This window comes from Clostridiales bacterium (genome assembly GCA_014799665.1).
Lineage (GTDB): Bacteria > Bacillota > Clostridia > Christensenellales > Pumilibacteraceae > Anaerocaecibacter.
Genome location: JAAVHP010000025.1, coordinates 14,900 through 29,142, shown reverse-complemented (window position 1 = coordinate 29,142; position 14,243 = coordinate 14,900). Strand labels below are relative to the sequence as shown.

The window sequence follows — 14,243 nt, the reverse complement described above, 5'->3', positions numbered from 1 at the left end:
CTCAAATGTAATCTACGTTTACGACCACGGCAAACGGCGTTACCGCGCGCACTTCCGCTTCCGCCATGGCAACGACGGCTTTCTCGTGCACGCTCCCGTCCGCGAGCCGAATATCAAGCGTGACAGTGCCCGCTTCGTCGTCGATAGTTATATCGTGCGCCGAAGCGCCGCAGTTAGCGAGCGCGGCGTCCACGCGGCGCTTGATCTCGGTCACGCGCGCGTCGCCGTCGAGCGGGTCGGCGTGCACGCACAGCTTGACGCCCGTTGCCGCTAGCACTCTGCGCTCGATGCCGTCGCACACGGCGTGGACCTTAACGAACGGCATATCCGCGGGCAGTACCGCGTCCACCTCGGCGATCTTGGTCGCCGCGCCGTAGTCGTTTATGATAAGGTCGTGCGCCGAGACGACCTCGGGCGTGTTCTCGACGATCGCAAGGACCTCGGCATACAGCGCGGAGTTGGGACGCTCGCCCACCAATACGCTGACGGTGCTTATAAGTATGCGTATCGCCATGACGACGATAACGACGGATACCGCCATGGAAGCATAGCCGTCTATGTACGCGCCCGTGAATTTTTCGATAAGCATACACGCGAGAACGACTGTCGTTACCGCAACGTCGGACACAGCGTCGACAGCCGCCGCCTTGATAGTGTCGGATTTCGTGCGTTTGCCGCTTATGCCATAGAACAGCGCCATGAACGCCTTTACCGCAATGGATATGCCGAGCGCAAGCCATACGGCGAGCCCCGCGTCGACCGCGACGGGCGTTATCGCGCGTTCGAGCCCGTTCGTGAAAACCTCTATACCCACGGCGAGTATGACCGCGCCGAGGACGAAGGTTGCGATATACTCGTACCGACCGTGCCCGAACGGGTGTTTGTGGTCTGCGCCGCGCGCGGCGAGAAAAGTCGCAATGAGAGTAACGACGGACACCGCCGCGTCCGTCACGTTGTTTATCGCGTCGCTCGTTACCGACGTCGATCCCGCAGTTATGCCTACGACAAGCTTGGTAACGCCGAGCGCTATGTTGAGCGCGAGCCCCACACCGAGTGTGACCGCCGCGCGTACAGTGCGACCGTTCATAGTCAATTAAAAATTAATAATTATAGATAAAACAAAACCCTTGAAACGCCGAGGGAAAGTTTATTCGTTATCCTGCGCGTTATCCTCTTTGGCGGGCGGTTGTTCGTCTGCCGCCTTCGATTGTTCATCTCCTTCGGGCTGTTCGAGCTTATCGGTCGCGCGCTTCAATCTTTTTTCGGGGTGCTTGGCGCAATATATAAGGAACGATATGCCGCCAATAAAGAACACGATAAGTATGAGCAAGTTCCACAGTATATACTGATACCGCTCCAAATCGAAGTACGCAAGCTTCATCAAGCAGAACAGCGCGAACGCGTACTGCAAAACGACAACGCCGATTATTATCCCGACTATATAGGTTTGCAAACTCAAAAACATGGTTTAATTATACAGTGTACGGGCTTAAAAGTCAAGCGTTATATTTTACTTGCGGTCGAGCACGCGCAATATTCTTTTGGCGCGCTTTACGGGCACGGGCGCGACCTGACTGGAAACGTTGCGTTCGACCTTGATCACCGTAGCTTCCTTGCCCAGCCCCGCAACGCCGAACGGCGCGAGAACGCGGTCGCCCTCATCCACTTCCAGTTCGGTTATATACCAGTACGGCGCTTGCTCGCCGTCGAATTGAAGCTTAACGAACGTTAAGCTGTCGTACTCGCTGAGCACGCCGCCGCTCATAGAATGTATCATAAGAACCTCTTTTTCAATTAACTATATACAGTTCGCCGAGCGCGCGAGTATACGCCACGTACTTCTCGGTGTCCGTCATACTGCCGCAAGCGTAAACGCGTTCGTATTCCATACCCTTGCTCTGCGCAACCGTATACAGCAGTTTTTCGGGCACGACGCCTTTAAGCCGCTTGTAAGTATCTTTATCGTTCGCCGAATAAATGACCGCGATACGGTCGTCGCCCGCACGGCGGAGTTCGCCGTTAAGCTCGCCGAAATCTATATTTTTGACTACGCCGCCGTCAAGCCCGAGCGAGGTAACGTTCATACCCAAAAGGTCGTTGACAAACTCGGTTATCTCGCGCGCGTTGCGGTAGTTCTCGTTCAGCGCGTAATGCTCCACGCTCCACAGTCCGTCGAGCCTTGAAAAATCGTCGATGCCGCGGCTCGCCGTGATTTGCTGATTAGTGTCGCCGTAAATATTTACCGTAGATTTCGTGCACTCGGCGATGAGCTTATACTCGTTGTAAAAATAGTCTTGTCCTTCGTCGATAAACAGCACGCCGTCGAACGCAGGCTTGCCGAGCACGTAGCAGTACGCGGTGAGAAGTAGGTACAGTTTGCATTTGGTAAGTCCGCGCGGAAGCGTAGGAATGAACGGGAACTTATCTATATCGATCGCGAGCACGGGAAGCTTAGGCTTTTTCAGTTCGGGCGATAGGTACGTGCCGCGCGTCCAGGCGAGCTCGCGCTCGTACTTATCGAGCTCCTCGCGGTATGCGGCAAGCTTTTTCTTGTAGTTCTGTTTGACAGTACCGAGCGCTGCTATAAGCTTGCGCTTGATACCGTCGCCGTAGCAGGCGGCTACCGTTTCGTTCGACAGTTGCTCATCGCCTATCGGCTCGCCCGATTGGAGCGCTTTCCTCTCGGCCGCCTTAACGCCTTTAAGCGATAAGATAAGCTCGCGGTAAAACTCTGGCATTGTTATGCGCCGCGCGGCGTTTATCATAAGATCGTCGACAACGGGCTGGATATGCTCGATATACCTTTCGCTCGGCGAGATGACCACAGCGCGCTCGAGGTCGAGCTTTTTGTTAAAGCCGAGGTATTCCAGCCGTTGCAGCAGAAGCATGGTCTTGCCGCAGCCCGCGCAGCCCGATACTATGCAGTTCTCGTCGGCGGGACGGATGATGACGGCGTTTTGGTTGGCTTGGATCGTCGGGATTATATCGGTCAAGCGCTTATCGCCGCGCTTTATTTCGAGCATATGCGCGAGGAATTTATCGTAGACTACCCCGCCCGCTTCGCTCGAATAGTCTTGAAACACCGCTTCCAGCTTGCCGTCACGTATATCGAACTTGCGCCGAAAAATCACCTTGTACTCGTATCCGCCGTACTCTATCGTGCCGTTCTCGAACCGTTCGTACACCTTGTTGCCGAGCGGCGAGTTGTGCGAAAAAACGATGATCTTATCCTTGTACACGATCACGTTCGCGCCCACGTACACGTCCGGGTCGTCGCCGAGAAACACTTCCTCTATATCGTTGGGACGGCGGCGCGTCATGGACGGCGTATCGTCGAACGCCGCGACCCTGCCCACCGGTTGAAGCCGCATACGCGCAAAGTACGGTGTGGACAGCGATTTTTTGAGTATGGCAATATCGCGCTTGCGCGCGTCGTGACGGAACTTGTCCGTGCGGTACTCCTCAACGTCATTCTCGTCGTAAATATCGACGGTGCGGTACTCGAACCCGTCGTTCTCCAAAAGATATATTTGCTCGCGCATCATGTCGAGGACGCGCGATAAATGCTCGGCTTCCTCGGCTATCTGCTCGGCGTTGAAATTGTCGCTTTCGAAAAAATCCATAACTTTCCTTGTGCCTAAAACTCGGGCGTGTACGCGCTGTTTGCCGAATCGAAATCTTGGATATATCCCACGTTGAAGCCGAGCTTTAACGCATGCTCGACTACGAGCTTGTACTCGATCTTTTTAAGCCTTGCGTTCGGCTCGCCTACGCCGTTTGGCGTGAATTGGCTCATGAGCGACAGAACGGTATTCGTTCCCGCTATACGCGCTATGTCGTCTATCGCTTTTATCGAGTTATCCACGCACTCGGGCAAAACCAAGTGCCGAACTATCAGCCCGCGTTTTAGCAGCTTTTCGCCGTTCTCGATCGCCCACTCGTCGGGGACTGCGTCGCGCATAACGCGTAACGCCTTTTGCGCTACTTCCACGTAATCGCCCGCCTTGGACAGCCGCGTCGCCACCGCGTTATCGCCGTACTTATAATCGGTAAGGAAAACGTCGGTGAATTTCGCCGCGCGCTTTACCGCGCCGACCGTCTCGTAGCCCGAAGTATTATATATGAACGAATGCGCATTTGCCGATATATCGATCGCACGCTCTATATTCGACAGATAGTGCGACGGTGTGACAAGATCGAGCGGGTGTTCCGCGCCGTCGAACAGCGCGGCGAGCCTACGGTCGTCGTACTCCTCGCCCGCTCCCCCGCGGCTTATTTTATAATTCTGACAGTACGAGCATTTGAGCGCACAGCCCGAAAAGAACACCGCCGTCACCGTGCCGAGACAGGGTTCCTCGTACTTAAATTCGTTTATGACCTTAGCGACCCGCGCGAGTCTTCCGCCGCCGCATAACCCTATTTCGCCGCAGTCGCGGTCGGCGCGGCAAAAGCGCGGACAGTCTACGCACTTCATTTCAATATCGCCTTCATAACGACGCGCTTGACCGTATTGTAGCTAAGATCGCCGTCCAGCCAAAACGTGACGAGCGGAAGCTTGGCGTCCTCACAGATAGCCGCAACCTTTTCGTCGCGGATACGCCTATCCTCGCGCAGGTGCGAGCGGTCGTTAAGCTCAACGAGAAGCAACGGCTCGAATGTATCGCGGTCGACAAAGCAATAATCGCATACGCGGAAAAGCTCGTTGCGGTAGGAAGTGTTCGTCTTTTTATCGATTACCGAAGTAAGCGCGACCTGCGGCACTACCTCGTACTTGCTCGGCGAGATCTCGCGAAGCGTCATTAAGAAATTGTATTCGGGACGAGTGAGCATATTCCCCTTGCGCTCGTATCTGGCGTTGAGCTTTACTTTTTCTTTGGGCTTGTGGAACAGCGCGAAAAGACAGAAGATCATGAGCGCAACACTCACGATAGTCATTATCCAAAACGTGTCCTCGTGAAAGTTCCTGAAAAAAGGCATAAGGCTGAACGCAAACAACGTCAGCCCGATAGCAAAAAATATTATATATACGCCTTTTCTGAATTTCAACGTAACCCTCTGAATAATTTTATTGTCGTCTTTGGTTAATATTATATTATCGGTAGCAATCAATAAATAATATTAATCTGAATGTTTTTGCGTAAAGATATTAGTAACGACACGAAGCTAATTGGGTGCAGCGAAGCAATACTTACTTATCTGACACGCAACAGCAAAGTTTTCTTGCTTGCCTCTTTTTCAAAAGAAGTAGGCTATTTCTTGGGCGCGATCACTATATATCTGTACGGCTCTTTACCCTCGGATGCGGTCGTGACGCGGTCGTCGCCCGTAAGCGCGTTGTGGATCGTCCTGCGGTCGACGCGTTCCATTGGTTCGAGCTTGATACGGCGGTGCTTATTAACGCACTCGTCGGCGCGGCGCTTTGCCATAGCGGTGAGCGACTGCGCGCGCCTATCGCGGTAGCCGTTGCAGTCGACGGTAACGTTTATATGGCACTTCTCGGCGCGAGCACAGGTCTCGGCAATGTACGACAACGCAGACAGCGTTTCGCCGTGCCGCCCGATAATGAGCGAGTCGTCGCCTGCGGGCGCGCTGATCGAAACAACCTCGGCTTTCTCGTCGGCGGTTATCTCCGCGCCCTCAAAGCCCATCTTGCTTATGACTTCCCTGACGAACTCTACTGCGCGCGCAAACGCCGCCTTATCTTCCTCGGTACGAGCACGCGGCTCTTTGACCTCTTTCTTTTCGCTCGATTGTTTGGGTCCTTCGCCCTGCGGCTTTTTAGGCTGCACGGGCTTGGCGGGCTTTTCAGCGGCATTGTTCGTCGGTTTTTCCTGTTTAACCGACTTTTCCGCTTTCTCGGTTTTCTCGATCTTTTCGGTCTTTTTAGGCTCGACCTTTTCTTCCGCAGCCTTTTCGGTTTTAACGGGCTTTTCGATTTTCTCGGTCTTTTCTTCCGCTTCGTCCGCGAGCGTCAAACGCACTTTGGCTTTACGGAACACACCGCCCTGTTCAAGCACTTCCACGTCGACCTTGTCGATAGTAGTACCAAGTTGAGCAAGCCCCTGATTGATGGCGTCCTCTATTTTCTTCGCCGTAACTTCGATTGTCATGGTTATCCGTTTCCTTATAGTAGTTAAAAGGTGTTTTTATCTTTTCTTAGGCGGCTTGTCCGACGTCCGCGACGTGTTTCTGCTCATGAGCTCGTTCGGGTCGGGACGGCTGCCGCGCACTACCGTTCTTGACGAGCTCTGCGCCTTTTCCGCCTTTTTTGCCTTTTTGTCGGCTTTCGTTTGTTCGGGCTGCTCTTCCTCGACGACCTTGATACCGGCATTGGGGTTGGCGCCCTTGATATAATGAATAATAGCGTCGTCGGCACCCGCCTTGACGGTGCCGCGCGTGCTGCCTACCGAGATACCGTAGTTACGGTTGTGGCGGCGCTTGTCGATGAGCCGTATTATGCCCGTAAACGTAAAGTTAAAGAACAGAGTGGTTGCGCTGTTGACTACCATGTACAGCGCGAATATCGACGCGTACTGTATAGCGAATACCGCCAACATTATAGGCATGATTACCATCATGACCTTCATGCTCGTAGCCGCGCCGCCCGTGGCGTTGACCTGACCCGCGCGCTTTTGTTGGAACATGGAGAGTATCTGCGTACCGATCGACAGCAATACTACAAGTATAGGCAGGATCAAATATCCGTTCGTGCGGCTGTGCGAGGTGTCGGAAAGTATCTTGCCCATTACCTCGTTGTACATGACCTCGTTGCACGCGTCTTGATGCACCTCGGTCGGTAGCTCGCTCTTAGATGCGTTCTGGTATTTGTTAATGCCCTTTAAAAACGTCGACCAGTCGAGAACCGCCTGACTGCCCCACGGCACGTCGGGCGCCCAGATATTCTGTATCCAAAGGAATGACGCCTGAACCTTTTTAATGCTCGTGACGTCCTCGCGCATGAGCGTGAAATCGTCGGGGAGTGTAAACCCTTCCGGCACTACTACCGTCGGCTTTTGGGCTTCCTCGCCCGCCGCGATAGCCGCTTCGTAATCAGCCGCGGCTTGAACGTCGGCGGCTTGCCAATCTTTTATCGTTTGGTTAAGAGTTTGTATATAGGCGTCGTCAATGCCTTCGTAGTACATTTGGAAGACGACTTCCTGACCGATTTTCTGTGCAATAACCTTGTTCTTAGCTTCGTCCTCGGTCACGTTTTCAGGATCGACGGGATCGTAGATCTGGCTGTACACGTACCGATATTCATCGTACATGGACGTATATTCCCTGAAAGTCATGTACTGCGCGATCGTCTGCATGGATAACCACAACGTAATGAATATGACCATGGTAAGGATCATGGGCAGGCACGACGAGAAATAACTGTAACCTTCCTTGCGGTTAAGCTCCATTTGCTTTTGCGAAAGCATCTGCTTGTCGCCCGCATACTGCTTTTGCAGTTTTTCAATGGTCGGTTTGAGCCGCTCGGTGATCTTTTGGTTCTTGTTCATTTTGTACCGCTGATAAAAGTCGAGCGGCGAAATGACAAGCTTTAACAGCACGGTAAACACAACGATACGCCAGCCGTAATCGGCGACGAACGCAAACGTTTTAAGGATCAGTAAATGCCACATACTGCCGGGCGCCGCAACGCTCGGCGTGATCGCGGCTTGAACCGCACTCATAAATGAGGTTATTAAGTTCAGAACAGCCATTTCATATCTCCATGGGGGTTGTCTGGCACGGGATCGAACCCGCCCGCCTTCCACGGCACACAGCGAAGCAAACGCTTAGTGCCGAGGAATATACCCCGAATTACGCCGAACTTGCGTATGGCTTCCACCATGTACGTGGAACAGCTCGGCGTGTATATGCACACGTCGGGCGTGAGCGGCGAAATGCACTTTTTGTAAAAGTACACAAGCCCGAGGAACAGCCATTTAAGCGTTACGATATCGCGGATAATGCGCCAAGGTTTACGCTTTTTCATTTAATAAGCCCCGCGCGCTTGAACAATCCCAAAAGCTGAGAGTCGAGCGTGGAATAGTCCTTGCCCGCCGCCGACGGGTTGGCAACAACAATCGCCTGACAGCCCAACATAGTATTCAGGTGCTCGGCGACCGACGCGCGCAAGCGGCGTTTTACCTTGTTGCGCACTACGGCCTTACCGACTTTGTTCGATACCGAAAAACCCACCCGCACCGATCGCGCGGGTGTGTAGATCAAAACGACGTCCGCTTCCGTAAGTCGCCTACCCTTGCGGTAAACGTACGAGAACGAACCGTGCTTATTGAGTCTGTTCGCTTTATTCAGCAATTAATTATTTGCCGAGCGGCTTGGGCGTAAGGTTGACTCTGCCCTTATTGCGACGGCGTTTGAGGACGCGTCTGCCGCCCTGCGTTTTCATTCTTTGACGGAAGCCGTGAACTTTGCGTTGCTGACGTTTCTTGGGTTGATAGGTTCTCTTCATATCGTTATCTCCAAAAGTCGTGGCACTGCCACAAATAATACCTAAGTATTATACAGTAATTCGCGGGTCAAGTCAAGCGATTGTTAATTAGAAATAAATAAAAGTACGGTCGTTAATAACCGTACTTTTAAGTCGCATTTTATTCGGAAGCACCCGTATCCGGCTCAGGTTCGGGTTCAGGCTCAACGTATTCTTCCCAAACGGGATAGAGTTTTTTATCCCCTTCCGTTTTGTCGATCTCGTCGGCTCTGATTTCGACTTCGCCGTCCGCTGTAGTCGACCATCCCACGCAGTCGTATTCAAGCGGTCTTACCGGCGCAGCTATGCCGTTAAGAGCGTCGAGATAAAGAATGCCGTTCTCTTTAAGCGTTACCGACAAAACCACCGTTTTATCGCTACTCAGTTCCGTGCCGAAAACAACGGGACGGTAGGACGAATTCCAATAGCCGTTCCATTCGTCGGGAACCGTTTCGCCCTCGAAGTAGACGGTCATGAACTTATTGCCGTAGAAGGCATGTCTGCCCACGTAATCGACATAACCGCCTATATTAAGGCTTTTAAGCGAACCGCATTTGCAGAACGCGTAGTTATCGATATAGGTTACGCTATCGGGTATAGCCAAGCCCATAAGCGCCGAGCACGAGGAGAACGCATACTGACCTATGTTCTCGACGCCGTCCTCTATCGTAAGCTTTTTAAGCGACGAGCAATTCTTAAATGCATACTTGCCGATATATTTAATGTTACCGGGAATAACGAGCTCGGTAAGATTTACGCAGTTACGGAAAGCGTAATCGTTTATGCTTTCGAGTCCCTTGCCGATAGTGATCTTGGTGAACCCGCAGTTGTCGAACACGTGAACGCCCAGCGCTTTAACGCTATCGGGAATGGCGATTTGCTCTACGGAAGTCGTCTTTGCGAACGCATAATTACCTATCTTTTCAACGCCTGCGCCTATGACTATTTTTTCCGTTCCGATTACGATTTCTCCCATAAATTCGAGAGTGAGGTTATAGAACGCATAGTCGTCTATCTCTTTGACGCAATCGGGAATAACGATTTCATTAAACGAGAAGCAGTTATAAAACGCCGACCGACCTATAGTTTCGAGAGTGTTTGGCCAATTTATGCCGGTGAGATTATAGCATTTATAGAATGTATATGCTTTTATCTCTTTGAGCTCGGCGGGTAAACGCACGCTGACGAGATAACTGCACTCGCGGAACGCTCCGGTGCCTATGCGCTTAACGGTGTCCGGTACGGATATGGAACCCAATGCCGCACTCTGGTAAAACGCGTAATCGGAAATACCCAGCGTATTTGCTTTGAGCGAAACGAATGCCTTGCCGGCATCGGTAGATCCGTCCTTAAAGCCAACAACCCAATTACTGCAATACACGACGTCTGTCGCATCATTCCAAAATTTGGTTTCGTAGAAAGCGTAAGAGCCTATGCTCTCGAAGTTTTCCGAAAACGCAGTAGTGGGATTATTCAAATATTTGCAGTAAGCGAACGCATAGCTACCTATCGATCTAAGACTTTCGCGGAAGCTGAAACTGCCCAAATTAGCGCAGTTGTAGAACGCACTGTCGCCGACACGCTCAACGTTTTTAAGCGCAATACCGGCTATACCCGCACAGCCCGCAAACGCGTAATCGCCTATATATTTAAGGCTGTCGGGCAGCGATACGGTAATGCCCGGATCGGTCATCGCCGAGAGTGCGTACGCGCCGATACCGATGGTATCGGCGGCAATAGCTATCGACTTACGCGAAGTATCCTTATTGCCGACAAGCCATTTATCTGCGTATACCAAACCGTACGAAGCGTCTGAGGAGGATGACGGGGTATATGAAACGTCGTTCCACAGCTTAGTCGCTCTGAACGCGCTCATGCCTATGCTAGTAACGCCCTTGCCTATCTCGATCGTATCGAGCGCGTCGCAGTTGTAGAACGCGTATTCTTTGATAGTCTCAACGTTATCGGGAATTACAACGTTATTAAGCGCGTCGCAGTCGGAAAACGCATACATGCCTATCGTTTTGAGCGAAGAACCGATATTGACGGTAGTCAGCGCGCTGCAACGATTAAACGCGTACCCGCCGAGCTCGGTTGCGCCGCTTATGGTAACGCTTTTAATTCCACCGGTCACGTTTCCGTCTTCGTCCTTTTCTACGCAGTCGGAGAACGCGTACTCGTCAATAAATTTAATCGTGTCCGGTATAACGAGGTTTTCGAGCTTAACACAGCTCGTAAACGCATACTTACCTATCTCGGTCACACCGTCGCCGAAATCTATTTCATCAAGCGCGCGGCAGATTGAAAAGGCATAATCGTTAATCTTGGTAACGCTATTGGGAATTTTGACCGAAGTAAGCGCGCGGCAGTTCTGGAACGCGTACTCTCCGATTTCGGTAACACCCTCGGGAATAATTACCTGTTGAAGATACGAGCAGTTATAGAACGCGCGAACGCCTATGCTCGTAACGTTTTCGCCGATTGTTATCGAGGTGAGCTTGCCGCTGTTATAGAACGCCGAATCGCCTATACGAGTAACGGGCTTTCCGCGGTAAACGCTGTCGACGACTACTTCGCCGCTTGCCGTACCCATACCAGAAACCTCATACTCGGTGTTACTGTTTATAAGTCGATAGCTGAGCCCGCTCTCGACGGGTCGCACGAACATGATTTCGGACGACCACGCAGAGTTGCCTGTTTTATCGCCGTCGCCGACCGCTCTTACCTTAACTCCGTAGGTGCCTGAGGCAAGATTGGACAGCGAATATGTGTTTCGGCGAGTTGTGCGTTCCTCGCCACCGAAAGACACAATATAGCTCTTTGCGCCCTCGACCTCGTCCCACGAGAGTTGAAGCGTTTGCTCGTTGACTGTTACGTTTTGAGGTGACGGAAGCGGCGGAGCGCCGCACGCGGCGAGCAATACGGCAAGCGTCGCAATTACGCCTACGATAAATATAATTCGCAGTTTTTTCATTACGCCCTCCTACCTTTTATCCGCCGACGATTTTTCTTTTTTTTCTTTATACTCGCGAATTAGCTCGTGCGGCCATTTAAACTTGAACTTGCGCACGGCAATATCGAGCAAGAACAAAATTATAGCGATGATTATAAGCGGGATACGCGGATCATAGGTCTTATGCGTCGTTTTTTCAATACCCTCGAATACTGACACTGCTTCGTCCACAACCGCGCCCCTGCCGCTCTGCGCAAGGCGGGCCATAAGGTCCTCGCCGTCCGCCGCGTCCACAAATTCGTCATACTCTGCGGAATAAGAGAATGCCCTGTAAGTCGAATATTCTCCAAGTATATTACCGTCGGCGTCCCTTTTGATTATAGTAAGTTTATGAAGTCCGGAACGCTCGTTGGTAAACGTTATACGGCTGTAATTATCCACCGCCGTTAAGTGCATTTTCTTGACGGGTGCGCTTTCCTCGTCGTCAGCTATAGGCGCTGTTATCTCCACATCGAGAGTTTGACCGTTGTCGAGATTAGTATAAATATTGACCTGAGTTGAATAGTTAAGCTCGTTAAGCGTAACGTCGATATCGTTCGGACGAATATCGTCGGTGGGGAACAATGCGTTGATTGCACCGAATATGAACTCCTGCCCAACATTACTGTTCATAAACTCGTCCGACCATACGCCGCTTAAATCGCACATAAAGCTGCCGACCATGCCCGCGCCGTATTTCCACTGCGCATAGATGGGTACAAACTCGCCCATCAAGATTGCAGTTAGACCCGACCTAAGCTTGGTGCCGTAGTAGCCGTAAAGATTAGGCATGACGTTACCCTCTTCTGCAAGCAGTTTCAATACGCCGCTTACTACCGAGTTATGTTCGCCTATAACGGGCGTAATTCCGCCATCGGGGATTATAACGTCCTTTATCTCGCTGCGGTTCAAGTCCTCGCGCATAAAACGGGTGAGCTGCGTACCGTCGGTCACGCGGTAATACTCACCGCCGCCCATTTGACACGCAACCTCTATCTCGTGCGCCTTCGAAGGCGAGTTACCTACTACTACGCACGAGAAAGTAACCTTTTTATCGTTATTGAAATTATTCTCGACCGCAGTCTGATATAATTCGTTGTCATCGGTCGGCTGACCGTCGGACACAAGTATGATATGCCTACGCTCGACGTCCACCGCGCGAAGCATTCTGCCCGCCTGCTTTATCGAATTGGTGTAATTAGTGCCGCCACCCGTATTTTCGATATTATCGATAGCGGCGACTATCTTGTGGTACTGAGTGAGCGGAGTCAGGGTGAGCTTCTCTTGACCTTCGTCTTCGAGCGTCATGACACTGCAATAGTCGCGTTCGGTAAGCGCGTTCAAGCACGACTTGGCGCCCTCTTTGGCAAGCTCCAAAATGGTTTTACCCGTCGAGTCGTCCACGCTCGACATACTTCCCGAACGGTCGATTATTATAACCACGCCCAGCGGCGGAGTGTAGTTGATCGCTTCCACGGGTAGCATATCCTGATAAACGGTGCCTATCATGTCGCTTCTGTCGTAAGCGTTGGGCGTGTCAGTGCCCTGCTTATTACCGCCGACGGTGAGCATACCGCCGCCGAAATCGTGAACGTAGCTGTATAAAATTTGATCGAAGCCGAGCGGCATATCCTCGTTAGCTATGTTCATGAGTATTACTTGATCGTACTCGCGGAGATCGTTAACGTTCTTCGGCAAGCTTTCCTCGTCGGTTATCGTTAAAACGTCCACGTTTTCAAAGCGCGTTTTGAGAAGCGTTTGAAGCCGTTCCGCTTCCTTGTCGTAACGCTCGATTATAAGGATATTGTCGTACACCTGCAAATCGATATATGTGTAGTAACCGTTGTTTTGAGTGAGTGTATCACCGCTGCTAGCTATCGAGAAATACAGCCTGTGCATACCGGCTTTCTCGAACGAATACTCGATCGAAATTTCTTGCAAGGTTCTGTTAGTAAGGTTTACTTCCGTTTCGGAGGATCCCGCGTCGACGAACTCGCCGCTTTCCTCGTCGAGAATAGAGTCTTTAAGCGTGACCACCGCAGTTCCGCGGTAGGAGCTTTGAATGGACAAACCGAGCGTAAAGAGATCGCCCGCTACTATGTTATAGTCGGGAAGCGTTACGCCCATAAGCTGAACTTCACTATTCGAATGTTCGCCCGAGAATACGGCGGTATCGACCTTTATGCCCTGTGCGGCGAGGAGCTTTACGGCGGTGATCGCGTTGCCGTCCGTTTCCAATCCGTCTGACAAAAGCACTATTTTAGCCGTTTCGGGTTTTTCGAAAAGACTGCCCGCATAGCTGAGTGCCGCAGCTATATCGCTCGCGCTATCATCGGGCTTCTCGGCGTTCAAATAGGTATCGTACGCATGAGTTATATTTGCGGATAGCGGTACCGCGTAAACCTGATTGTATCCGAACGTGACAACACCAAGCTTAAAGTCGCCGTTGCTCTGCGCGATTAGATCGCGTACAAAATCGTCCCTGTCGACGTCCGCTTCCCGTCCGCTATGCGATGCGTCGACGAGAATGATCACCTCGTTTTCGGCGTTGGGAACATCGTACGAGAACCATACACCGACGAGCACGACGGTGCAAAGTACCATTACTATACAGTGCAATACAATAGAAGTAATGCGGTTGCGCGTGCGCCTGTAACGCTTAGCCAAGCGGAAGTACGGGAACAACGCAAGGAAAAACGCGGGTATCAGAAGCAGGAACAACCACGGGCTATTATTAAAATGAATAACAAAGTTTGTCATCCCGCCTCC

The 14,243-nt window shown here is 51.7% G+C and carries 13 protein-coding genes; all 13 read right to left on the bottom strand.

What is annotated here, in order from left to right; translation table 11 throughout:
* Position 1: 1 nt before the first annotated feature.
* Positions 2 to 1,087 (bottom strand): cation transporter, encoded by a 1,086-nt coding sequence (locus HDT28_07870; protein ID MBD5132484.1) that lies wholly within the window; start codon positions 1,085 to 1,087, stop codon positions 2 to 4.
* 60 nt (positions 1,088 to 1,147) lie between these two features.
* Positions 1,148 to 1,465, bottom strand: a complete 318-nt coding sequence (locus tag HDT28_07865) for a hypothetical protein (GenBank protein ID MBD5132483.1) — start codon at positions 1,463 to 1,465, stop codon at positions 1,148 to 1,150.
* Positions 1,466 to 1,510: 45 nt separating this feature from the next.
* Positions 1,511 to 1,777 carry a hypothetical protein gene (locus tag HDT28_07860; protein MBD5132482.1) on the bottom strand — a complete coding sequence of 89 codons (267 nt, stop codon included), beginning with the start codon at positions 1,775 to 1,777 and terminating at the stop codon, positions 1,511 to 1,513.
* 13 nt (positions 1,778 to 1,790) lie between these two features.
* A complete protein-coding gene (locus tag HDT28_07855) occupies positions 1,791 to 3,623 on the bottom strand; it encodes an AAA family ATPase (protein ID MBD5132481.1) in 1,833 nt (610 codons plus the stop codon).
* A 14-nt stretch (positions 3,624 to 3,637) separates the two neighbouring features.
* On the bottom strand, positions 3,638 to 4,474 hold the full coding sequence (locus HDT28_07850; protein ID MBD5132480.1) for a 4Fe-4S cluster-binding domain-containing protein: 837 nt from the start codon (positions 4,472 to 4,474) through the stop codon (positions 3,638 to 3,640).
* The gene (locus HDT28_07845; protein MBD5132479.1) at positions 4,471 to 5,046 is read right to left on the bottom strand and encodes a DUF2726 domain-containing protein; all 576 of its coding nucleotides are present in this window, start codon (positions 5,044 to 5,046) and stop codon (positions 4,471 to 4,473) included. The genes HDT28_07850 and HDT28_07845 overlap by 4 nt, the downstream gene beginning before the upstream one ends.
* A gap of 203 nt (positions 5,047 to 5,249) precedes the next feature.
* Positions 5,250 to 6,110: a KH domain-containing protein gene (locus HDT28_07840; GenBank protein MBD5132478.1), complete on the bottom strand. Its 861-nt coding sequence runs from the start codon at positions 6,108 to 6,110 to the stop codon at positions 5,250 to 5,252.
* A gap of 36 nt (positions 6,111 to 6,146) precedes the next feature.
* Positions 6,147 to 7,709, bottom strand: coding sequence for a membrane protein insertase YidC (locus HDT28_07835; protein ID MBD5132477.1), 1,563 nt, complete (start codon positions 7,707 to 7,709; stop codon positions 6,147 to 6,149).
* Complete coding sequence (gene yidD, locus HDT28_07830) at positions 7,697 to 7,984, bottom strand: membrane protein insertion efficiency factor YidD (protein MBD5132476.1); 288 nt, start codon at positions 7,982 to 7,984, stop codon at positions 7,697 to 7,699. The genes HDT28_07835 and yidD overlap by 13 nt, the downstream gene beginning before the upstream one ends.
* On the bottom strand, positions 7,981 to 8,310 hold the full coding sequence (rnpA, locus tag HDT28_07825; protein MBD5132475.1) for a ribonuclease P protein component: 330 nt from the start codon (positions 8,308 to 8,310) through the stop codon (positions 7,981 to 7,983). Before rnpA ends, yidD begins: the two co-directional genes overlap by 4 nt.
* A 4-nt stretch (positions 8,311 to 8,314) precedes the next feature.
* Positions 8,315 to 8,464 (bottom strand): 50S ribosomal protein L34, encoded by a 150-nt coding sequence (gene rpmH / locus HDT28_07820; protein MBD5132474.1) that lies wholly within the window; start codon positions 8,462 to 8,464, stop codon positions 8,315 to 8,317.
* A gap of 139 nt (positions 8,465 to 8,603) precedes the next feature.
* Complete coding sequence (locus HDT28_07815; GenBank protein MBD5132473.1) at positions 8,604 to 11,456, bottom strand: leucine-rich repeat protein; 2,853 nt, start codon at positions 11,454 to 11,456, stop codon at positions 8,604 to 8,606.
* 9 nt (positions 11,457 to 11,465) lie between these two features.
* Entirely contained in the window at positions 11,466 to 14,234 is a 2,769-nt protein-coding gene (locus HDT28_07810; GenBank protein MBD5132472.1) for a VWA domain-containing protein, read from the bottom strand.
* Positions 14,235 to 14,243 lie beyond the last annotated feature (9 nt).

Bases quoted from the DNA above. Each gene is read 5' to 3' on its own strand.
- HDT28_07850 (MBD5132480.1), bottom strand. From the start codon at position 4,474: ATGAAGTGCGTAGACTGTCCGCGCTTTTGCCGCGCCGACCGCGACTGC.
- yidD (MBD5132476.1), bottom strand. From the start codon at position 7,984: ATGAAAAAGCGTAAACCTTGGCGCATTATCCGCGATATCGTAACGCTT.
- HDT28_07810 (MBD5132472.1), bottom strand. From the start codon at position 14,234: ATGACAAACTTTGTTATTCATTTTAATAATAGCCCGTGGTTGTTCCTG.
- HDT28_07835 (MBD5132477.1), bottom strand. From the start codon at position 7,709: ATGGCTGTTCTGAACTTAATAACCTCATTTATGAGTGCGGTTCAAGCC.
- HDT28_07865 (MBD5132483.1), bottom strand. From the start codon at position 1,465: ATGTTTTTGAGTTTGCAAACCTATATAGTCGGGATAATAATCGGCGTT.
- HDT28_07815 (MBD5132473.1), bottom strand. From the start codon at position 11,456: ATGAAAAAACTGCGAATTATATTTATCGTAGGCGTAATTGCGACGCTT.
- HDT28_07870 (MBD5132484.1), bottom strand. From the start codon at position 1,087: ATGAACGGTCGCACTGTACGCGCGGCGGTCACACTCGGTGTGGGGCTC.
- rpmH (MBD5132474.1), bottom strand. From the start codon at position 8,464: ATGAAGAGAACCTATCAACCCAAGAAACGTCAGCAACGCAAAGTTCAC.
- HDT28_07860 (MBD5132482.1), bottom strand. From the start codon at position 1,777: ATGATACATTCTATGAGCGGCGGCGTGCTCAGCGAGTACGACAGCTTA.
- HDT28_07855 (MBD5132481.1), bottom strand. From the start codon at position 3,623: ATGGATTTTTTCGAAAGCGACAATTTCAACGCCGAGCAGATAGCCGAG.
- HDT28_07840 (MBD5132478.1), bottom strand. From the start codon at position 6,110: ATGACAATCGAAGTTACGGCGAAGAAAATAGAGGACGCCATCAATCAG.